Annotated in this window: 15 protein-coding genes; 1 reads left to right on the forward strand and 14 read right to left on the reverse strand. The window is 36.1% G+C overall.

All coding sequences use genetic code 11. The annotated features are described in order from the left end of the window. Positions 1-18: 18 nt before the first annotated feature. Positions 19-1,161, reverse strand: a complete 1,143-nt coding sequence (locus tag IRZ99_RS06855; RefSeq protein WP_194656557.1) for an aldo/keto reductase — start codon at positions 1,159-1,161, stop codon at positions 19-21. Positions 1,162-1,169: 8 nt separating this feature from the next. After that, positions 1,170-2,024 (reverse strand): aldo/keto reductase, encoded by an 855-nt coding sequence (locus IRZ99_RS06860; protein WP_194656558.1) that lies wholly within the window; start codon positions 2,022-2,024, stop codon positions 1,170-1,172. A gap of 162 nt (positions 2,025-2,186) precedes the next feature. Here IRZ99_RS06860 and IRZ99_RS06865 point away from each other — a divergent pair, with 162 nt between their 5' ends. Beyond that, positions 2,187-3,083, forward strand: a complete 897-nt coding sequence (locus tag IRZ99_RS06865) for an AraC family transcriptional regulator (protein ID WP_194656559.1) — start codon at positions 2,187-2,189, stop codon at positions 3,081-3,083. Positions 3,084-3,160: 77 nt separating this feature from the next. On the opposite strand, the gene IRZ99_RS06870 is transcribed toward IRZ99_RS06865, so the two are convergent. The 12 genes from IRZ99_RS06870 to IRZ99_RS06925 form a co-directional block, all read right to left on the reverse strand. Then, positions 3,161-4,663 (reverse strand): family 43 glycosylhydrolase, encoded by a 1,503-nt coding sequence (locus tag IRZ99_RS06870; RefSeq protein WP_194656560.1) that lies wholly within the window; start codon positions 4,661-4,663, stop codon positions 3,161-3,163. 149 nt (positions 4,664-4,812) lie between these two features. Beyond that, entirely contained in the window at positions 4,813-5,376 is a 564-nt protein-coding gene (locus IRZ99_RS06875; protein WP_194656561.1) for a Crp/Fnr family transcriptional regulator, read from the reverse strand. A gap of 80 nt (positions 5,377-5,456) precedes the next feature. Continuing rightward, positions 5,457-8,027, reverse strand: coding sequence for a M1 family aminopeptidase (locus IRZ99_RS06880; RefSeq protein ID WP_194656562.1), 2,571 nt, complete (start codon positions 8,025-8,027; stop codon positions 5,457-5,459). 81 nt (positions 8,028-8,108) lie between these two features. After that, positions 8,109-9,056 carry a thioredoxin-disulfide reductase gene (gene trxB, locus IRZ99_RS06885; protein ID WP_194656563.1) on the reverse strand — a complete coding sequence of 316 codons (948 nt, stop codon included), beginning with the start codon at positions 9,054-9,056 and terminating at the stop codon, positions 8,109-8,111. A 456-nt stretch (positions 9,057-9,512) separates the two neighbouring features. Next, on the reverse strand, positions 9,513-11,033 hold the full coding sequence (locus IRZ99_RS06890; protein ID WP_228519036.1) for an aminotransferase class V-fold PLP-dependent enzyme: 1,521 nt from the start codon (positions 11,031-11,033) through the stop codon (positions 9,513-9,515). A 24-nt stretch (positions 11,034-11,057) separates the two neighbouring features. Continuing rightward, the gene (locus tag IRZ99_RS06895) at positions 11,058-12,065 is read right to left on the reverse strand and encodes a TlpA disulfide reductase family protein (RefSeq protein WP_194656564.1); all 1,008 of its coding nucleotides are present in this window, start codon (positions 12,063-12,065) and stop codon (positions 11,058-11,060) included. A 5-nt stretch (positions 12,066-12,070) separates the two neighbouring features. Then, the gene (locus tag IRZ99_RS06900; protein WP_194656565.1) at positions 12,071-14,029 is read right to left on the reverse strand and encodes a protein-disulfide reductase DsbD; all 1,959 of its coding nucleotides are present in this window, start codon (positions 14,027-14,029) and stop codon (positions 12,071-12,073) included. Between the two features lie 16 nt (positions 14,030-14,045). Beyond that, positions 14,046-14,492, reverse strand: coding sequence for a protein-disulfide reductase DsbD domain-containing protein (locus IRZ99_RS06905; RefSeq protein WP_194656566.1), 447 nt, complete (start codon positions 14,490-14,492; stop codon positions 14,046-14,048). A gap of 132 nt (positions 14,493-14,624) precedes the next feature. Further along, the gene (locus IRZ99_RS06910; RefSeq protein ID WP_194656567.1) at positions 14,625-17,417 is read right to left on the reverse strand and encodes a pitrilysin family protein; all 2,793 of its coding nucleotides are present in this window, start codon (positions 17,415-17,417) and stop codon (positions 14,625-14,627) included. 148 nt (positions 17,418-17,565) lie between these two features. After that, positions 17,566-18,738: a TlpA disulfide reductase family protein gene (locus tag IRZ99_RS06915; protein ID WP_194656568.1), complete on the reverse strand. Its 1,173-nt coding sequence runs from the start codon at positions 18,736-18,738 to the stop codon at positions 17,566-17,568. A gap of 29 nt (positions 18,739-18,767) precedes the next feature. After that, positions 18,768-20,228, reverse strand: a complete 1,461-nt coding sequence (locus IRZ99_RS06920) for a RagB/SusD family nutrient uptake outer membrane protein (protein ID WP_194656569.1) — start codon at positions 20,226-20,228, stop codon at positions 18,768-18,770. Positions 20,229-20,246: 18 nt separating this feature from the next. Continuing rightward, complete coding sequence (locus tag IRZ99_RS06925; RefSeq protein ID WP_194656570.1) at positions 20,247-23,831, reverse strand: SusC/RagA family TonB-linked outer membrane protein; 3,585 nt, start codon at positions 23,829-23,831, stop codon at positions 20,247-20,249. Between the last annotated feature and the right edge of the window lie 61 nt (positions 23,832-23,892).

Raw genomic sequence — 23,892 nt, forward strand, 5'->3', positions numbered from 1 at the left:
TTAATCATTTGAATTCGTTTATTTTTTTGGAGCTTCAACATCTGAAAAAGCCAACACTCCTGCAGGTAATCTCTCACCGACAATCTTAATCGCATTTAATGCTGTATTGAATTCCTGTAATTCACTTGCTGAAAATTTTACCTGAGATGCGCCAGTATTCTCTAACATGTGTGCCATTTGTGTTGTACCTGGAATTGGTACAATCCAAGGCTTTTGCGCAAGAAGCCACGCACAAGAAATTTGGGCTGGTGCTGCTTTTTTCTGTTCGCCCCATTTTTTTAGCAGCTCAACAAGTGCCATATTTGCGGGAAGGTTTTCCGGTGAAAATCTTGATTCAATACCGCGAATATCTCCAGGGGCAAAACGCGTTGCGCTGTCAATTGCTCCTGTTAGAAAACCAACACCAAGCGGGCTCCATGGCACAAAACCGATTCCAAGTTCCTCGCAAAGCGGAATAATCGTTTTTTCAGGGCCTCTCCATAAAAGAGAATATTCATTTTGAATAGCAGTAACCGGGTGAATCGCATGAGCTCTTCTAACTGTTTCATGCCCCGGTTCACTAAGTCCATAATGAAGCAGTTTTCCTTCTTTAATCAGGTTTTGTATAGTGCCAACTACATCTTCTATCGGTACTTGAGGATCAACGCGGTGCTGATATAATAAATCTATTCTATCGGTTTTAAGACGCTTCAGCATTCCTTCGACTACTATCTTAATATGCTCAGGGCGACTGTTTAAACCCGGTAATCGTTTTCCGGTTTCCTGATCAATATTCCACCCAAATTTTGTAGAAATAACAATTTTATTGCGGAAGGTGGCAACACCCTCACCTAGAATTTTTTCTACTTGAAATGGTCCATAAGCTTCCGCAGAATCAAATAAAGTAACACCACTGTCAAAAGCTGAGCGTATAATTCGGTGCATTTCAGGTCGCGAAGGTATTGTTGTCTGATAATTACGGCTCATATTCTGAACACCTAATCCAATACTGGAAACCTCCAGTTTACCAAGTTTTCGTTTTCCTGGTGCAGTCAAAGGAAAATTATTTCCATCTTGAATTTTTTCATCTGTAATGCCTGATTGGGCAAGAGAACTGAAAGGCAGCAAGGCGCTTGTTGCCAATGCTAAACCTGCTGTCTTTAATATTGATCTTCTATCCATTTTTTTTATTAATTATCATTGAGTTTACGTTCGCTTAGCCATTTCACCATATTAGGATCGCGGTGGTCAAAGAACAAACTTGCATTGGTATCCAAAGTTTGAATAGCAATGATATCATCTGATGACAATTCAAAATCAAATATGTTGAAATTCTCTGCCATTCTCTCTTTCCTAACCGATTTAGGAATCGCAACTACTCCTCTTTGCGTTAACCATTTCAAAATAACCTGTGCTGCCGATTTATTATATTTGGATGCAATTGCAGTAAGCACCTGGTTTGTGAAAATATCATTTTTCCCTTCTGCAAAAGGTCCCCAGGATTCAATTTGAATGTTGTTTTCCTGAAGAAATTTCTGGGTTTCATTTTGCTGGTGAAAAGGGTGTGTTTCTATCTGGTTAATTGCGGGGATGAAATCAGAATTGCTGATTAAATCCATCACTCTGTCAGGTTGAAAATTAGAAACGCCTATTGCTCTTACTTTTCCAAGCTTATACAATTCCTGCATGGCACGCCATGAACCAAAGACATCCCCATAAGGCTGGTGGATCAAGTACAAATCCAGATAATCCAGCTGCAATAATTCTAAAGATTTATCAAAAGCTTTAAGCGTATTCTCATATCCAGCATCGCTTACCCAAAGTTTGGTTGTAATAAATAGATCTTCTCTTGCAACATTGCTTTTTTTAATTGCATTTCCAACTGCCTGCTCGTTCATATAAGAAGCTGCTGTATCGATTAATCGATAACCTGTTTCAATTGCGTCTATAACTGCCTGCTCACATTCTGCCATGTCCTGCATTTGAAATACTCCAAAACCTAAAATAGGCATTTCAATTCCGTTATTTAATTTTATAGTATGCATTGTAATTAATTTTTATAATTCTATTATTACAAATTTCCGAACTAAATGTGAGGGTTTTGGTATACGGATTACGGATTCTCCTACCAAGATTACTGATTAAGAGAACAATAGTCTAAAAACTACAATCAATTACTTAAATTTGTAGTACAAACAAAAAAAGACATGGCACAAGTATTTAACTTTGAAACCATTAGCGAGTATAATGATTTTAACAATCATGAAACGCTGCATCCATTAGTGAGTATAATTGATTTTTCAAAAGCAAAACCCAGAACAGGTTCCACGATGAATTTTGGACTGTATTGTATATTTTTAAAACAGGTAAATTGCGGTGACCTAAAATACGGCCGTAATTATTACGACTATCAGGAAGGAACTTTAGTATTTGTTTCGCCAGGCCAGACTATCGACGTTGAAAATAAAGTGGACATTTATCAGCCGGCCGGCCATGGACTGGTTTTTCATCCCGATTTAATTCGTGGAACATCACTTGCAAAAGGCATTAATGACTATAATTTTTTTAGCTACAATACCAGTGAAGCACTGCATTTGTCTGAAAAAGAAAGACAGCTTGTATTGGATTGTTTCGCTAAAATAGAAATTGAATTAAAACAATCTATTGACAAGCATAGTAAAAAACTGATTGCATCAAATATTGAGCTGTTTTTTAATTACTGTGAAAGATTTTACGATCGTCAGTTCATTACCAGAGACAATGCAAATAAAGGAATTGTCGAAAAATTTGAGGAACTGTTAAACAGTTATTTTTCTTCTGAAAAACCTCATGTTTTAGGATTGCCTTCTGTTGCTTACTACGCCAGTGAACTTAATTTATCTCCCAATTATTTTGGTGACCTGATAAAAAAAGAAACCGGAAAATCTGCTCAGGAATACATCCAAAACAAAATTATTGATACTGCCAAAAACAAAATATTCGATTCTTCTAAGACGATAAATGAAGTCGCCTATGAGCTTGGATTTAAATATCCGCAGCATTTTACTCGTTTCTTTAAACAGCATGTTGGCAATACTCCAAATGAATACAGGAGTTTGAATTAAATCTACTAATATAAAGCAAATTAAAAAAGGCAGTTTCAAGTTAGAAACTGCCTTTTGCATTATAATTACAGGACTAACTAAAGAGCGGTATAATTAAAATTTTTAAACGTAACACTTCCTTCTCCTATTGAGCAAAGGCCTATTCTAAGACCCAAAAATCCGCTGAGTGCATTATGATTATATGAGGAAACTTCAGCAGAATTTTCGGTTTTAAGCCACTTCTTGCCATCCAGACTGTAATACATATCCACATTATTTTCAAAATTTTTAAGTCGAAGATATACATGTCTTTTATGGACTTTTTTTTCTGTCACAAACTGCCATCCCCGGAGATTTGTTAATATATTTTCCTGGTCTGCCAAAATACCCGAAAAGTAGCTTCCATTGTAAAAGAGCACCAGTCCGCCGACGGCTTTACCTTCAATTTCCATCTCTACATCAGCAGTATATGAGTGACCTGAAGGCACACACACCAATGGAGAACTATCTCCAACGCCGCCACCCTTGCCTTTTATTGTTAAACTGTTATTGGCTACTTTAAAGCGGGAATCATCAACCCCTTGAAAAAATTTCCATTGCGCTTTAAGCGCCGAACCCGAAAAATCATCACTTTGTGAAAAACGAGCGACTGCTGTACCTTTTGGTTTGGTAATAGGTTTATCCGTCTGTATATTATCAGGAACTTTATACCAGCCGTCTTTAGTCCATTCTACCGGTTGCAAAAGGGTTTGACGACCTAAATTATAAAAACCTTTTTCATAGGCGTGCATTACCATCCACCATTTTCCGTTGTGATCCTCAAAGATCGTACTGTGTCCTTTTGACCACCAGCGTTCATCGCTGCTTTTGGTTCTCACTACCGGATTATAGGGAGAGTTTTCCCATGGTCCGAATGGAGTCTTGGAACGGGCTGAAATAACCATATGACTTGTTGAAGGTCCTGCTGTTCCTCCTTCGGCAACTGTTAAATAATAATAATCTCCTTTTTTAAAAAGTTTTGGGCCTTCCATGCAGAAACATTCAATAGACCATTCTCTGGGAATTTTCCAGCCATCATAGGCATGCTTAACCTCTCCCGTGGTCGCAAGTCCATCTTTTGATAAGCCTATATAATCTCCATTACTGAAATATAAATATCGGTTGCCCTGATCATCTGTAACATGGCCTGGGTCAATATTGCCGATTTTTAAATCTATCGGCTCGCTCCATGGACCTGCTATATTATCAGCGCTAACCACAAAATTGGTTTTGTTGGCAGGAAAATAGATGTAATATTTATTATTGTATTTTACCAAATCAGGTGCCCAAACATCGCCTACATATTTTTGCAGGGCATTCGTAACAGGCTCCCAGTTGATTAAATCCTGAGAATGCCATATAGTAAGTCCTGGATAATAATCAAAAGAAGAATGTACAATATAATAATCCTTTCCATCACGCAGCAGGCTCGGGTCTGGATAATCCCCTCCAAAAATCGGATTTTGATAAGTTGACTTACTGGTCATGGATTCTGGCTGGTTTTGTGCATAGCTTTTACAGGCAAAGAATGTGATCAGCAGAAATAATAGCGTTTTTCTCATTGGTTAAATTATAGATGAATGAAACACAAATATACAATTTGAAAGTTACTTATAGTCTTTTTAACCATAAGAAAACATACTGGTATGTTTAGTCTCAGAAGTAAAATGAATAAGCTGATAAAAAAAATACTGTACTGACATATTTTATATTATATCTGACTTAATGTTTTTCTGGTAATTCCAAGATAGGACGCAATTAATATCTTGGATACCCTGAGGTGTATTTTTGGATAATCCTTTATAAACTGTGCATAACGATCCTTTGAATTGGCGCACATAAACAGTAAAATTCTCTTCTGAAGCATTACATTTGTAATACTGCTTTTTTTTCTGAAAAAGTATTCCATTTTCTTCGAACTGTTGCATAGTTTTTCCTTGTCCTCATAAGATATACAGTACAGCTCAGTATCCTCAAGGCATTTAATATCGATGCTGTTGGAACATCCTGTATTAAATGATTTGATATCAGAAATCCAGTCCCCTTCGCCGGCAAACTGTACTATATGATTTTTTCCTATATCATTAAGGTGCGAGGATACCACCAATCCTTTTAAAATAAAAAATTCATAAGGGGCTATTTTTCCGCTTTCAATCAAAAATTTGCCTTTTTTATACGATTGTTTATAGAAGTATAATTCTATATCTTCATACTCCTCAGGTGTAATCTGCACTATTTTATTTATATGTTCTTTAAGCGTTTCCTGCATGCTCATTTCATTAGTATTAGTCCAGCATAATTATTTATGCTACAAGTATAATATTACTATATACACCAGTACTTCCAGTACAATTATTAATTTTTCTTTTTTATGTTTTGTGCCCTATATAAACCATCAGTTGCCTGTAATAACTTTCTTTTTAAAATAGGGCTGAAATTTGGATTTTCTTTCAGGAATCGTTGTACTTCATCAAAAGCATATTTTGACGAATATCTTCCAATAGTGTTGTCAAGCCAGTCTTTGGGAAAGAAAATATCTCCCGTACGCTGTATTTCTTCAACCAAATCCAATGAAGACCTAATGTATTTTTGCGAAATTTCCTGACGAAGAGGATGATTGATATTACTTAGAGCAACCGAAACCCAAGATTCTTTTTCACGGTTTTTATCCTCTTTTAAAGATTCCACAAAAGCATCACGAACCGATTCTTCATTTGACAAAGATGGAAGCAGGAATTCAAAGCGCTTTTGTTTATCCGGATTTGTAATTGTCGTTCTTGTTTTTTCTAAGATTTCTCCTGTCTTTTCATGTTTGAAAATAGCCAGATTCATGGCTATATTGGTAAAATCATCTTCGTTTAATTTTAAGCCTGCAATCACTATTTCTTTATTCCAAATCTGATATAATTTTGCCTTCGCAGAGTCCGAATAGGCAACTGAACTGAATAAACCGAATAGCGTTTTCTTGATATTAGAGGGCAGATTAGCCTCAAGACGCTGGTAGAGAATATCCTCAAGCTGATGTTGAACTTTAAGCTGTTGCTTCTCTGTGAAGAATCTCCAATAAATACTGTTTAAACTCCCAGACGCCAATCTTAAAACCAGTTCATTTTCTTCAGTCTGAATTGCTTTTAAAAAACAGTCAAACGCAATATTTGGCGGAACATTTCCAACTAATGTATTTTCATAAAGATTACTGTAGCTTGAAGCTCTTGCAGTCTCATCTGTGAGATTTGCAATGTAATTTAAATTATTTCCGTCAATTGGAAAAACACCATACCCAAAACCATTATAATTGTAAATAATTGCAAGTGGTTTTTCAAGGTCGACAGCTTCTTTTAAAACCAAATTTTTTCCTTTAAAATTTGCCGTTAAAACCTTAACATTATCTCGGTAAACTAAACCAATCTGAAAAATCTGAGGCCAAATATTATTGGATTTATCTTCAGCTTTCTGATAAACTTCAAACTTGCCAATTCGGTTTTTTGAATCGTATTGAATCTTATCTGTAAAAATGGCTCTTCCTGATTTGTTAACCCAAACCTCACTCCACTTTTTCATATCAAGCGGTGTTTCAGCATCTAGAATTTCTACCAAATTATTCCAGTCAGCATTATCGTTGGCATATTTTTGAATATATTTTTTGATTCCTTTCTGAAATGCTTCGGCTCCCATTGTAGCTTCAAGCTGACGCATCATAATTGGCGCTTTATTGTAAATAATTGCTCCATACAATGAACCTGCATCTTTTAAATTGGCCAGATGCTGTTTTATCGGATGCGTGCCCAATGACCTGTCTTCGGCAAAAGCACCTGAATAATGTGCTGTAAAAAACTGCAGGTTATGATTGACTTTTGGAAAAATTGGGTTCATGATTTTATCGGCCATGAAATTCGCAAAAACCTCTTTCATCCAAACATCGTCAAACCATTTCATTGTTACCAAATCCCCGAACCACATATGAGAAGTTTCATGGGCTATTAGTTTGGCCCGGTTTAACTTTTCACTGTCCGTTGCACTGTTATCCAAAAATATACTTGATTCCCTGTATTGAATCGCACCAACATGTTCCATTCCTCCATATTGGAAGACTGGAATTGAAGCAAAATCTAGTTTTTGAAACGCAAATTTATAATTGGTATATTTTTCCAAGAAATCTAACGACTGCTGGTGCAGTTTGAAAATTGTATCGGTACTGACTTTTATTTTTTCAGGATTATTCTCGCGATACAACATGGTCATTTCTAAACCAGGCTTCTGTGTAACACTTTTGAATTTTCCGGCAACGAAAGAAAATAAGTAAGTGCTCATTTTATCTGATTCTCCAAAAGTGTAAACAGTAAAATTGCCTTTATCCGTTTTATCTTTGACATCGGCTCCAGCCAGAACAGTCCATTCCTTAGGAACAGAAAGACTCAATTTATAGGTTGCTTTGATATCAGGCTGATCAAAACATGGAAACAAAGTACTTGCACGGTCTGGAACTAATAAAGTGTATAGAAAATCATCATTTCTATTTAATGATAAATTGCCTGCACTGAAGGAAATAGAAACATTATTTTTTCCTAAAATCAAAGACGACGCAGCAATAACAATATGTCCGTTTTGATGAACAATTCCTAAGCTTTTTCCGTTTACCGAAATTGATTTTATATTTTGAGTTTTCTCTTTAAAATCTAAAATTAATGGCTGATTTAAATCAGCTAAATTCAAGTTTATATTTAGATTTGAACTGATGTCCTGGCTTTTCTCTTTGGGAATTTCAAATGAAAGTTCATACGTAACATTTGATATTTGCTGTTTTCTAAAATGTGCCAAACCCTCAGAAACACCACTATCTAATATAGTATTTTCTTGTGGCTTTGATTGAGAAAATCCAATTATACTGAAACTAAGAAAAAATAGGAAGCTGTAAAAAAAATTCATCTGTTAACAATTAAAATTATAAGGTAGCGCATAAGATATTGATTTTAAATTTCACTTAAGCATTACCCTTAGTGATTTTCATTATTCTTTGGCTGCGAGATATCGCTCGGCATCAAGAGCGGCCATGCAACCTGTGCCCGCAGCAGTAATCGCCTGACGGTATACATGATCTGCAGCATCCCCGGCTACGAAAACACCTTCAACATTTGTTTTAGATGTTCCCGGAGTATTGATGATATAACCCGTTTCATCAAGCGTAATATAATCTTTAAAGATATCTGTGTTTGGTTTGTGACCAATTGCTACGAAAAATCCTGTTGCAGGAATTTCGATAACTTCACCAGTAGTTTTATTTAAAGCTTTTATAGCATGAACAACGTTACTGTCTCCTAAAACTTCAACCGTATCGTGGTTCACTAAAATCTCGATATTCTCTGTTTTGCGAACGCGTTCTTCCATAATTTTTGAAGCCCTGAATTTCTCGCTTCTTACCAGCATGGTTACTTTTTTACAAAGCTTAGATAAGTAATGCGCTTCCTCACAGGCAGAATCTCCTGCTCCAACAATTACCACTTCCTGATTGCGGTAGAAAAAGCCGTCGCAAACCGCGCAGGCAGAAACACCACCGCCCATATTGAGGTAATGCTGCTCTGATGGCAATCCTAAATACTTGGCCGTAGCACCTGTTGAAATAATAACCGTTTCACAGTGTAATTCGATACTATCGTTAATCCAAACTTTATGAATATTTGTTCCAAAATCAACTTTAGTTGCCCAGCCATCACGAATATCTGCGCCAAAACGTTTTGCCTGATCCTGCAGCTGAATCATCATTTCTGGTCCTGTAACTCCATCAACATAACCCGGAAAATTTTCGACTTCGTTTGTGGTAGTCAACTGTCCTCCAGGCTGCATTCCCTGATATAGAACCGGATTCATATTTGCTCGGGCAGCATAAATTGCGGCGGTATAACCTGCTGGTCCAGAACCTATAATCAGGCATTTAATTTTTTCAATTGTATGTGACATATTTTATATGGAAATTAAAATTGAGCCCATAATTTAATGACGATAATAATATTACAATACTTCATAATATTATTTTTTTCACTAAGTATAACGCTGCTAATTAAAACTAATCTGTTTTATATTACTTAAAAAAAACTTGATGTTATAAAAAGAGCTGCTGGCAAAGCAGCTCTTTACGTCTTTCAATAAATCAACAACGCAATTCTCAAAAAAAGGAAAGTAATTGAAAGACAACTACTAAAAACTAAAATTAAGGAAATACCATTCCTTCTTTTAATGTACAGTACTAAAGACATTACATATTAAACCATTTGCGTTTAGTAAATATGGAGGTCATAACCACTGTGGGTTTGTCACGGATCATTTTTAATACTTCTTCGTCTGTGTACTGGCTGAAATTTTTCTGCTTTCTCCAATACTTTTTAAATATTATCAATTGATTCATGATACAATACTTTACAAGTTAAACCACTCTTTAGTTATTTCTTTCTCGCCAGATATTCCAGCAAGGTGTACATATTCATTCTTTAAATTATCGTATTGGTATGCCATTTGCCAGTGATCAACATTTTTTGCCACTTCACTAATAGCATGACAGATAAGTTCAACCTCACTATTTGTCATTGTCGGGTGAATCGACATCCTAATCCATCCCGGACGTTCCATTAATGAACCTTGCAAAATGCGCTGCTCAATAGATTTTGATAAGGAAACATCAACATTCAATAAATAATGTCCATAGGTACCAGCGCATGAGCATCCTCCTCTGGTTTGTATTCCAAAACGATCATTTAGTATCTTCACTACCAAATTATAATGTACTTTCTCAATGTAGAATGAGAATACCCCAAGACGGTTTGTGTGATTTTTAGCTAAAATATGCAAGTTGTCAATTTTTGACAGTTTCTCGAAAATAATAGCATTCAATTCATGCTCTCTGGCAAGAATATTCTCCACTCCCATTTTTTCTTTAAGCCTTATTGCTAAAGCGATTTTAATGGTCTGGAGAAATCCGGGAGTACCTCCATCTTCCCTTGTTTCAACATCATCGATATAATCCCTGTCTCCCCATGGGTTAGTGTAAGAAACCGTTCCTCCGCCTGGATGATCCGGAATTAAGTTCTTATATAACTTTTTATTAAATATCAATACACCGCTGGAACCAGGACCACCTAGGAATTTATGAGGAGAAAATGTAATAGCATCTAAATATTCACTCTGCTCATCTGGGTGCATATCTATAGTGACATAAGGAGCCGAGCAAGCAAAATCTACAAAACAGAGTCCCCCATGCTTGTGCATAACAGCAGCTATAGCATGATAATTTGTTCTTATTCCTGTTACGTTCGAGCACCCAGTTATAGCGGCAATCTTTATCGGAACCTCCTTATATTTAATTAGCAACAACTCTAAACTGTAAAGACAAGGCAATCCTTTTTCATCAGCAGGAATAACCTCAACATTCGCAATCGTTTCTAGCCATGAAGTCTGATTAGAATGGTGCTCCATATGGGAAACAAAAACAATTGGTCTTAAGGTTTCAGGAACATCTGTGTACTTTCTTAAATTTTCGCTGACCTTTAATCCCAGTATACGCTGAAACTTATTGATCACACCTGTCATTCCCGTCCCTTCGGTAATTAATATGTCATCATCTGATGCATTAACATGCTGCTTGATTATCTGCCTTGCATCATGATATGCTAATGTCATCACTGAACCGGTAACTGCAGTTTCAGTATGTGTATTGGCAACAAACGGACCAACCTCCTGAAGTAATTTTTCTTCAATTGGTCTGTAGAGTCTTCCACTGGCGGTCCAATCAGCGTAAATAATCTTCTGAATACCGTAAAGAGATTCAAATTCTTGATTTACCCCAACAATGTTTTGGCGAAATTGAGAAAAATAATTCTCAAGTTCTCCAGCGTCATTATTTGATTTCATTAATTCCTGTATAATATTATTTGTGTATTCCATAGCAATCAGCTCATTTGAAAAACCTTATATTTTTAAATCATTAAATAAGGTAATTAATTTTTCTTCAGAAGGTCTTGGTGCCGATGCGTCAACAATTTTACCGTCTGGGTCAAGAAGAACAAATCGCGGAATTGCATTAATTTTATAAGCTTTTAAAAAGTCAGAATCAACGCTTTTCGGCGCTATTAACTGTATGCCTGTCAATTCCATATCTTTTACCATAGTTTTCCATTTGTCATGATATTTCTCTACATCAATTGAAATACTTACAAACTCAATATTTTTGCCATGGTATTTTTTCTCAAGTTCCTTTAGTGACGGAATTTCGGCTTTGCATGGTCCACACCAGGTCGCCCAAAAATCGATATAAACATACTTCCCTTTTAAATCATCCAAAGAAGTAGTACCTCCTTTGTAGTTTTCATAACCTATAAATTTTGGAGACAATGATCCTTTTGCCAGGCTGTTTTTAATAAATTGTTTTTCATCATAGGCACTTTTGAGGTATACTCTGTAATCAGTGATCTGCTGTGACTGTAGTGTAATGAAATCTGGGTCAAGATTTCTGGTGTTCTTTAAAAGTGTTTCATACTTGCCTGCTATTTCGTTAACTTTTTTCTCAAAATCAACCTGATTCAAATCAAGAATCGTCTCATCCTGGGTATTGTTGAGCAAGATTAACTTGCTTAAATAAATATTGGCATCTTCTCCAGCACCACTGTAGGCAACTGTTTCATCAAACTTTTTAGCATCAACGGACATTTTTAGATCAAACCCATTTTTCAGGTAGATATATTTTTGCTGTTTTCCATCATACAAAAAATACATTCCAGTTGCTACTTTAAGCGTATCGGAGAATGTACCATCCTGCTTAATGGTAATTTTTTTTCGGTATTTATCACTCATAACCATTAATGAGTCTGAGTTTTTGTTTAAAATCTTTCCTGAGATAGAGGCATAGTTTTTTTGAGCATAAGCCCCGCCTGATGCCAATACAAAGGCAAATGACAATACATGGATTATTCTTTTCATCTTTTTTATTTTTTATATTTTGAAATACCTTCTTTTAACCAGCTGAAATATTCAGTAACATCCGGAGTATAAGCTGTTGGGGTAATCAGATTTTCTTCATTAGTATCAATAAGCACATAAAATGGCTGTGAATTAGCTTTGTATTTTAAAGTCTGCATTTCGCTCCATTTCTGTCCAATATATTTAAGTTTCTTGCCTGGAATTAATTGGGACTCTACAATTTCATCAGCCTCTAATTTTCTTTTATCGTCCACATACAGGGAAATTAAAACAACATCATTTTTCAGGATACTTAAAACCTTTGGATCAGGCCAGACATTTTGCTCCATTTTTCTGCAGTTCACACATGCCCATCCCGTGAAATCAATCATAACCGGTTTGCCAACCTTTTTTGCATAAGCAAGCCCTTTATCATAGTCATCAAAAGCTGGAATATCATGAGGGGCCAGAAGATGGGCTCCATCTGGTAAATCAGCATGTACCTGCCCCGCGTTACTGTCTGATCCTTTAGAAGATCCTACACCATAAGGAGATTCGCTGTACTGCTGGGGAGGAGGAAAAGCGCTTATTAGATTTAGCGGAGCTCCCCAAAGACCTGGAATCATATAAATTGTAAACGATAACACAACAAGACCTAAACTAAGCCTTCCTACAGAAATGTGATTTAAAGGAGAATCATGCGGCAAGGTGATTTTTCCAAATAAGTAAAAGGCTAATGTTCCAAAAACGGCAATCCAAATAGCTAAAAATACTTCACGCTCCAATAAGTGGGCCTGTATAACCAAATCAGCATTAGACAGAAACTTAAAGGCTAAAGCCAACTCCAGAAAACCCAATACTACCTTAACGGTATTTAGCCAGCCACCTGATTTAGGAAGTGCGTTTAGCCAGCCTGGAAATGCTGCAAATAACGAGAATGGCAATGCAATAGCAAATGAAAATCCAAACATTCCCACTATAGGGGCTATTCCCCCTTTAGATGCCGCCTGAACTAAAAGAGTTCCTACAATAGGCCCTGTACAAGAGAACGATACAATTGCCAAGGCCAATGCCATAAAGAAAATTCCAATAAGCCCTCCTCTATCAGCCTGTGAATCAACTTTATTGGCAAGTGAATTGGGAAGTACAATTTCGAAAGCACCTAAAAAAGACACAGCAAAAACTACTAGAAGAATAAAAAATATGATATTAAACCAAACATTTGTGGACAGCGCATTTAGCGAATCGGCACCAAAAACAGCTGTAACAATAGATCCTAGTAAAACATAAATGATAATAATTGACAATCCATATATTATTGCATTTCGGATACCCTGAGCTTTGTTTTTACTCTGTTTGGTAAAAAAACTAACCGTCATGGGGATCATTGGAAATACACAAGGAGTAAGTAAGGCTGCAAAACCTGATAAAAATGCCAAAAAGAAAATAGACCACAAGCCTTTTTCCGTCTCGTCAGTGTCTTTTTTATGAATATCGGAAGGAGTTGAAGCCTGCTTTGAATCAGCCATAGCTGCCTCATCAAGTTTAAATGTTAACTGCTCTTCTTGCGCTGGCAGGCATTTCTCAGCATTTCCGGCCATAAATTCAATTGTAGCGGTAAGACTATTTTTTTTATTTAGCACTTCAATTTTCTGCTCAAAAACAGCATTGTTCTCAAAGTATGTTACCGTCTTTTTAAAAACGGGGTCAAGGGTAGTCAGCCCCTCTTCTTCAGAGGTATTACCCATGATTTTAAAAGCCCCTCCATTATCATCAAAAATAAAACTGGTAGGTACAGGTCCTTCCTCTGTTGCATTCTGGGAATATAAGTGCCAGCCTTTTTCAATAGTGGCCTTTGCGGTCAATTTATATTCCGTTTCTGAAATTCTCTCAACTGAAGCTGACCATTTTACAGGACTTGCCTTTTGTGCTGATGAAAAAAGTGAAACAAATAAAAATGCAACTATAAAATGTAATTTTTTCATTCTCTTTCCTGATGGGTTATTTAATATTGAATACTAAATCTTCTTCTGATGGAGGAAGACAACGGCTGTTATCACAAACCATAAACTCCACTGTGGCATTTACTTTAAAGCCTGGTTTAGATTTAAGTTTAACACGCTGTTTAAATGTTGCTTTATTTTCAAAATATTTAATCTGCATATTGAAAATAGGATCCTTTACGGTATGTCCTTTTTCTTCTGAAGTATTTCCTTTTTTAAGATAACTGTTGTTTCCTTGAAATGTGAAACTGGTGGCAACAGGGCCGTCCTTGGCAACGGTCTGTGAATACAGATGCCAACCTTTTTCTATAGTTGCAGTTGCAATAAGCTCATACTCGGTAGCCGATATTTTTTTCACAGAAGCTGTCCATTTTACCGGTTCAACAATTTGGGCCTGCGCATAACTGAACATTGTTAATGCAAGGAATAATAATAACTTCTTCATAAAAATTGTTTTTGATTCTTTTTTGATATTTCGTTCTTTTATTAAAGAGCTGCTTTTCAGCAGCTCTTTTATGTCTTTAATGCAAGAAAGAGTACTAATTCAAAATCTAAATTTAAAAGACACTGGTAAATTTTATTTTAAGGGCTGGCCATCCTGATTTAAGGAGCCCGATTTAATGACAATCATTTTGTCTAACTGTATGTATTTTTTGATCGCATCATTAACCTGCTGAAGCGTAACTTTTTCGATATCCTTTGGAAACTGCTCCACATATTCAGGAGCGAAACCTAATTCCAAAAAATTTAATATAGTGCCTGCCGTGCCTCCTGTCGTAGACATTCCTACCTTGAAGCTTCCAATTAAGTTTGCTTTCTTATTTTCTAATTCTTCTTTAGTAATTCCATCCTTTACCCATTTATCAACCTGAACTATTGTGGCATCAAGTCCTTTTTGAAATAAAGAAGGATTGAATGAGGCATTTAGGTACCAATATCCGCCAGTACTATTTATACCAGCCATATTGGATCCGATACTATAAGTCAAACCATCATTATCTCTTACTGTTTGCATCAAACGTCCTGCAAAACCTGCACCCAGAGTGTAATTCCCAATATAAAATGGAAGATAATCCGCATCTGCTCTTTTTAAACCTGTATACTGTCCTAATAGTAATTCAGCACTTGGTTTCTCTGCTATAGTAATTACCTGAGTTTTTCCTGCAGCTTTATTCATTACTTCAGATTTCAGGCTCTCTGATAAGCCTCCATTCCAATTTTTAAAATATTTCTTTAAAGCGGTATTTAGATTAGCGCCTTCCGTGTCACCTACAATAACTAAATGCATTGATGCCGGCCCAAAATATTTTTTATGAAAGCTTTTCACTTCATCAAGAGTAGCTTTTTGAATATTTGCTAATTCCTCTTCAACATTTAATTCGTAATTTGGATTCCCTTTCTGATAAATAGACTGCGTCAAAGCAATACTTCCTCTTTCGCTAGGGTCATTTAATGCTTGCTGAATATTTCCAGTAAACTGCTGCTTTACTTGTTCAAATTCTGTTTTATCAAATAAAGGCTGTCTTAATTCTTCTGCCAGTAATGCAACAACCTGATCCAAATCCTTTTTTAAGCATTTAAATCCGATATTGATTTTTGCTGAAGTTGCCCGAACACTAATATCTACTCCTAATTTTTGCAGTTTCTCAGAAAATTTAAACTTATCATTTAGTAATGTTCCTCTAGACAACATTTCAGTTGTTAATGATGATATCATTGCATTTGGTGTTTCATTTTTGAAATTTCCAAGAGAAATACTCCCTTGCACTGTTACAAAATCCTTAGCTGAACTATGCACGGAAACAACATCAATTCCTGCAACTTTTTCACGCTTGTAAGGAGAGGCTGACTTAGAATCTCCCGCTGAATAATTAGTATTGTCAGTGAAAATATTCAAGTTTAATGTTTTGTCAGGAACAACAGTTTCTTCTGTATGTAAATGATTTCCATCTCTGTAGTAAAACGGCCCGTTATCAGCTGTAAAATTAGGAGCAGAACCAACAGCCTGATCTGCATTTGAACCTGACTGCTTTGGAATAAAATATCCTGTTGTGCTTTGATCTTCCACAAGATATTTTTGAGCAGCACGAAGTACATCTGCAGGTGTAACTTTTTTAAGTCTTTCAACGCTGTTAACATAGTCTGTCCAGTCACCCACTGCAATAGCTTCTGTCAATGAAGAAGCGATAACTCCCGAACCGTCTCTGCTAAGAATGGTTTGTGCACTGATCTTTGCCACAACACGATTTATTTCCTCCTGCGTTACACCTGATTTTTGAATTTGAGCAACAACCTCATTTAGTTTCTTGTCGATATCCTCGTGTGTAGTGCTCATTGGAAATCCTACGCCAATGGTAAATAGGCCTGCGTCCTGATAGCTGGCTGGATCTGAGAAAGCATAAATCCCCATACGGCTGTCCACAAAGGTTTTGTTCAGTACGGCAGAAGGGCCAGCACTTATTATATCTGATAAAATAATCAAAGCCGGTAAGTCCTGATGCAGGGCCCCTGGAATTTTATAAGCTTTGTAAACTACTCCCAACTCTCCAGGCTTTTTAATAATGATTTTTCGTGGTCCGAACTGCTGTGGCTCTTCCGTATAAGGCTGAGGCATTTTATGAGGTGCCTTGGTGATTTTACCAAAATAGGTGTCAATCATATCAAATACCTTTTCCTTTTTGAAATCACCAATAATCGTTAATGTCGCATTATCTGGCCAATAATAAGTATTGTAAAAATTACGAAGAACCTCAATCGGTGCATTTTCAATATCTGATTTCCAGCCTATAGTTGAATGATGATAGGGATGTGCAATATAAGCCGTTGACCAAATTTCTTTACTTAGTACGCTGTTAGGATTATTTTCTCCTCTTTCGAATTCATTACGTACCACTGTCATTTCAGCATCTTTATCCTCCTTTAGCAATAAAGAGTTACGCATTCTGTCTGCTTCAATCTGAAGTGCAAGTGCAATTTTATCACTTGGAAGGGTTTGGTAATAGTTTGTTCTGTCATACCATGTCGTAGCATTTAGCTGTGCACCGGTATTTTGAAGTACATCTGTAATTGTTGACCCGCTTTTTTTATTAAAAGTTGGAGTTCCCTTAAACATTAAATGTTCTAACAAGTGGGTAGATCCGGTATTTCCAAGTACTTCATGTTTAGACCCTACGCGGTACACAATTTGTACGGTTGCTACAGGAGAAGCATTGTCTTGAAGCAACAGTACACTCATGCCGTTTGGCTCGTAAAGATACTCTTCAATACCACCTAATTCTTTGATTTTCTTAAATTTAACAGCACTATTTTGCGCTGAAATAAGGGTACAGAAAGCTAGTGAGCAATAGCCCAGAAAGATGTATTTTTTCATTTTAGTTTTTTTTTTGATTTGCGAAGTACTCAATGATTGTTATGCTCCAACCACCAAAACGTCCATTAATTGAGAAGTAAAAATTTATTTTAAATTTCTGCAGCAGTTTGACACTGCTGCAGAAATTGGGTTATTAATATAAAATAGATTAGTTAGCAAAAATCTTCTCAAGTACTGCATCCAGTTCTTTAGATTCACCAACATATCGGGCCAGAACTTTACCATCGCGGTCCAATAGAACTTTTGTTGGAAAAGCACTTACTCCATAAGCTTTTACCACATCCATCTTTTCCACATCTTCGTTATTTAAAACCTGAAGCCATGTTATTCCATCAGCAGTAACTGCACTCTTCCATTTTTCTTTATTTGCTTCGAGGGTTTTTCCTTGCTCATAAGCAATTCCTAAAATTTCAAATCCTTTACCTTTGTATTTCGCATACAAATCTTTTAAATGTGGATGACTGGCTCTGCATGGACCACACCAGCTTCCCCAAAAATCTAGAAGAACATATTTACCTTTTAAAGTTTCAAGACTTACAATGTTGCCGTTTATATCTTTTTTAGTAAAAGGAATAGCAGTTTTTCCTATGTTGGTCGCCTCTACACTTTTAATTTTATCAGCAATCATTCTTCCATAGTAACCACTTTTGTATTCGTTTCCAAGACGATCAAATTCCGCTTGTAAAACATCTATGTTTACATTATTAATTTTGCTGGTTAAAAAGTACATGCTTAAGTGCGAATTCGGATAATCCTTAATGAACTGGTCCTGCATCTTATTACTTTCTTCGTAAATTTTAGTACTCTGAGCATAATACTTCATTACAGCCACTGTATCATTTGTTTTTCCAGGATAAATTTCCTTGGTTGCTGCCCATTGTTCACCAGTAAGCGCACCTTCTTTATCTCTAATTTTAGACCAGTCGGCATTGGCAACGCCTCCTTTTACAGTAGCTGCATAAATTTTATCGGCTTCACCTTCAATGGTTATCACTTCATTAGATAAAAAGAATTTTAAAACAGGTCCTGGAATAACCCCTCCCTCCATAGTAATAGAGAGGGCTGGATTATTTTTCCAGCCTAGGTAGGCAACTGTTGGTTCTTTAACTTTTCCTTTAAGTACTATAAATCCCTTTTCAATTGTAGCACTGGAATCAACAACTATTTTGTCGTCGTTATAGTAAGTCAGCCCAATTTTGTAATTGCCAGCATTTTTAAGTTTTACTTTTACTACATAACCATCTGTTTTTTTCTGCTGCGCAAAGACGCTGAAAACAGAAAATAAAGCAATCAGAATGATGTATTTATTTTTTTTGAACATGATATTTAGTTTATTTAATTATTACTTAATTACGGATTATTCTCCATCCCAGGATTTTGATTGATCACCTTTTGAGGGAATTTCAACACTAGTCTGTCTTCTGAAAGTGGATATGTTTCACTTACACTACCATCAGCATCATATAATGTGTGAGTAAAATTAATAGTCTGCTTATACACTGGGTCGACAGAAAGTCTGCGCATATCAAACCATCTGTAGCCTTGAACAGCAAATTCTCTAATACGTTCCTCCAATATGAATTTAACAAGTGGTTGCTGACTTCCAGCTGCATCCGAAGGAACAGCCATATCCGCAAGAGGCATTCTGTTTTTTCTCAATGTCTCAACATCTGTTACTGCTCCGGCCAGGTCATTCAATCTTGCCTTACATTCAGCTCTTAAAAGATACAAATCTGGTATAATCACCCCAATTTGCGTATTGGATGGACTTACACGTCTTAACATACCAATTGGATAATCTTCTGCAAAAAAGGCACTTGGTGAATAGAAGTTTAATCTTAAATCTGACGAACCAAAAAGAGCCGCCGCACTTGGTGACAATACAAATTCATTATTAAAAAAAGTATTGCTGTTCACAAACTGTTTTCCAAAAACGATTTCCTTATCATTAGGAAGAATTGGATAAGTTGGACCAAAAATAGTTATAGGCTGGAATTCCCCGTCACTGGCAAAAGTTTGATTGTAATTATGAAGTCCCAAAGGAATTGATCCTGAAGAAAGACCGGCAATTGATGCATTTAAATGTGGTAAGGCTTGATCAAAACGTCCCATAAAAACATATACTTTTCCTAATATTCCTTCTGCAGCCGCTTTTGTCATACGAATACGAGAAGTGCTTTCTGTTGGAAGACTAGGAATCGCATCTGTAAGATCCTTGATAATGAAATCATAAACTTGCTGTACACTGCCTCTATTGAATGCAGTAAGTGTAACATCTGCATCTGTTACAATAGGATATCCAGGATCTGTTGCAGCTGTGGCATCGTTATACGGTTTACCATAATAATTAATAAGCAAAAAATAAGTCCATGCTCTGCCTGACATTGCCTCAGCCTGGAGCGATCTTTTCTGCTGATCTGTGCCCTGTGTTGAGCTAAGAACACCATTAATAATAACATTATAGGCGTAAATATTCGTCATAAGACTTCCCATCTCCATAGCATCTTCGTCTGGCTGGTAAACATCTCCCTCATAACGAAAAAATCTCTGATGACGAAGCGTTGTACCATCAAAATAAGGTTTATAAGCTACTATTTCATCGCCCATAATTACTTGCGAAGCACTAACTCCAAAACCGTAGTCAATGTTAATTAAATTCTGGTTAGATAGCGCAAGGTTATAATCTGCTGTTGTTTCTAAAATTATTCTTCCTTTTGGGTTTATTTCTAAGAACTCTTCTTCACAAGAGACAAATCCTAATATCATTACTAGAAATAAAATGGATTTTATATGTAATATTCTACTTTTCATCTTTATTTTTTTTAAGGATTAGAACGATATGTTAGCTCCTAGTGTTAAACTTTCCTGATTCGTCTTAAGATTTCTTACACCATAATTAGCATATTGAAATTCCGGGTCAATTCCTGCATCATTTGCTTTCCATAGCATGATATTGGACATCTGAAGTCTTAAAGAAATAGCATCTGCACCAATTGATTTCATTAATATTGATGGCAAATTATAGGATAGAGTAATATCCCTTAACTTAATATAGGATGCATCCAAAACATTAATGTCAGACAAAGTATAATACGACACGTCCCTTCTGGAATCGCTTATTGCTGAATTTGAGACAAAAGATGGAATATTTGTAGTTGCTTCATCACCTGGATTTCTCCATCTGCTGTCAAACTCTGAATTAACATTGCCTGTGGTAAAACCACCGTAAAGCGCACTTTGTCCATTAAGTCTTCCTGTATAAAATTGGTTTACATCTCTTCTCATTACATGACCTAAATTGTAAATTGCATTAACGCTTAAACCAAAATCCTTATAGGTAAACGTGTTAGACAATCCACCTGCCCAAACTGGCTGATAAGTTCCATTGTATACTACATCATCTGGAGTTGTAACATTTCTATCTTTTGTAGTTGATCCATCAGCTAAATAGACCAAAGGATCTCCCACAGCATCAAGACCTGCATTACGATAAGCAAATACTGCAAATGCTGAATAACCTTCAGCAAATGACTGTCCTATCCTTTGAGCTCCAGTAGTAATAGGATTCATATTATTTAGACTTGTAATTTCATTTTTATTGTAGGCCATCGTGAAAATAGTAGACCATGAAAAATTATTATTTCGGTAGTTTGTAGAATTAAGGGTTAATTCAATTCCTCTATTTTCCATATCTCCGTAGTTACCAATTACAGACGAATAACCTGCGAAAGCATTTGTTGGAAGTTCTCCCAAAAGATCCTGCGTTTTTTTACGATATACATCAACAGCTCCATTCAATCGACCGTTGAACATAGAAAAATCAATTCCAATGTTTATGTTCTCTGTACTTTCCCATGTCAATTTTCTGTTGGCTGGTGTGGCTAGTGATAAACCTACTCCGCCTGGTAAAAAGGTACCTCTTACTGGCTGATAAATATCTGATGAAGATGCTATGCCTGGAAGAGGAGAGTTACCCGTAATACCATAGGTAGCACGCAAAGCCAAATTGCCAAGGAGGCTTGACTGGCCAATAAAGGATTCATTGCTCATAATCCACTTACCGCCTACACTCCATACGGGACGATTTTGTGCCGATTTGTCAATGCCGAATAAATTACTTTGGTCAATACGAAAACTGCCATTAAGTGCATATTTCTTATTAAACATGTAAGATCCATTAGAATAAAAAGATTCAAATCTTGAAATGCTTTCTGTTTCATTAAAACTATCATTTCGCAGAATGCTTCTGCCAAATTCATTTGGCATTACAGGATTGAAAACTCCTGTATTTTCAAGAGTTGCATAATCTACAGATCCATAAGTTAAAAGTTCCTGATTATAACCACGAACAGTACTTCTGTTTGTTCCTACTGTCCTTTCTTGGGATTCATGTCCGGCTAGAATTGTCAAATTATGTTTATCATCAAGCCAGCTTTTATTAAAAGTCAGTTGATTTCTAATAGTCCAATTTTGCTGATTAAGATTCTCAACTGAATATCTTCCTCCTTCAGCAGGTAAGTAATAAACAGGGGTTGATCCTACTGTCGGAGCAACAGTAAACTCTACAACTTGACTTCTAACTGCGTAACTTTGAGTATCATCGTATATTTTACTATCATTGTAACCTTTGATAAATCCGTAAACGCCTTCAAACTTTAAGTTCTTAAAAATATTGATATTTACTCCTCCAATAATTCGGTTTAATAATGAATTGGTTTTTGAATAACCATAATCAAGCTCATTTAACGGATTATAATCTAAACTGATACGGCTGCGCTGCTCATAATCAAGTCTGTTTTCTTCACTTAAAATCCCCATGTACGGCATAGAAATATTATTTCCGCTTGCATCTCTAAATAGCTGATATGGCAGGAAACGGCTATCAATATCTAAAGGTCTTTTAGACGATAAAACGTTATTTGTCAGATCAGTAATTAAATACATGTTGATATTATCATTGAATTTAAAATCCTGTCTAAGATTTATTTTATAGGAGTTGTTTTTGTCCCCTGGACTACTATTCTGTTCGTTGGTAGTAGAAATAGAGCCGTAAAAGGAGTGCTTGTCTCCCCCCGCTGACAGTGATATTGTGTGATTGGTAAGCATTGCGTTTCGATAAAACAGATCTCCCATCTGCCTTACGTTATTTATGGAACCTAGACTGTCTAAGCGCGCGTTTGCCTGGCCTTCAGAAATTAGTCCTCTATTCTGATCGTATAAGATCTGTTCGTGGGGAGAAATTCCTTTACCCGCAGTACCTGTAAATGCAGAAACCTGACTGTAAGGATATGATACAGGGTCAAATACATCTTTTGCTGCTTGAATAAACTGTTGGCTGTTTAACACGGGCAGATAATTTAAATCCGGCTTACCTTGAAAACTTGTAAATCCATCATATCTTACTTTTAATTTTTGGCTGTTTTTCCCTTTTTTTGTTGTTATAACAATAACACCATTAGAAGCTCTTGCCCCCCAGATAGAAGCTGCACTTGCATCTTTTAAAACTGTGATATCCTGAACATCCTGAGGATTTACGAAAGAAACATCATCATAAGCAACACCATCAATTACAATTAACGGATTTCTGTTAGTTCCAATATAAGAGGTTGGATCATTTGGATCCTGAACTCCAATACTTGACAATCCTCTAATAAGGAATGGATTTTGCGAAGAACTTGGAGCATTATTAATAGTTAAACCTGCAACTAATCCATCCATTCTCTGAAGGACATTCATGCTGTAAGAGCGCTCCTGTACAATATCCATATCCGGTTTTGCAAATGAACCCGCTGCCCTGTCTTTAGATTGACTATAATAACCTGTAAGGACAACAGCATTTAATTCACTTACTTCTTCCGCCAGAATAATATTTAATTCCTTGGCAGTTTCAATTTTAACAGACTGGCTTTTATATCCCACAAAAGTAAATACCAGAGTCTGCCCTTTTTCTGCACTAATAGTGAAACTACCATCGAAGTCTGTGACCACAACTTTCTTCGTTTCCTTTATCATGACATTCACTGCAGGGACAGGCATTCCTTTCGAATCTACAACTTTTCCCTTAATCTTTATTGGCTCAAAAACCTTATTAGAAGAAATACTCTTAGAAGGCTCATTAATAATAATCGTATTGTTTGCAGACTCTTCAAATTGGAAATTTCCTTTTGATAACGTCATTTCTAAAAGAGTTTTCACGTTTAAAACTCCTTTTTCGAGCTGTACTTTTGGTACATTTTCGAACATATCAGAACGGTAGATAAATCTATAATCTGTTTGTTGTTTGATCAGTTCAAAGACCTCATCTACTGTAGCACTACGATTTTTTTTAATAACAATTTTTGCGTTTTGAGATAACATTGTATCAGGTGCAAAACTGAAAAATATTAGCGATAGGAAGAGAATCAGTGCTCGCATAATAAAAATTTTGATGCCGTTTTTCCTATTGGAAAAAGCATTGGTTAATTTAAATTCCATA

Origin of the sequence: Flavobacterium sp. LC2016-12 (assembly GCF_015351595.1) — a bacterium.
In the GTDB taxonomy this organism is placed as follows: domain Bacteria; phylum Bacteroidota; class Bacteroidia; order Flavobacteriales; family Flavobacteriaceae; genus Flavobacterium.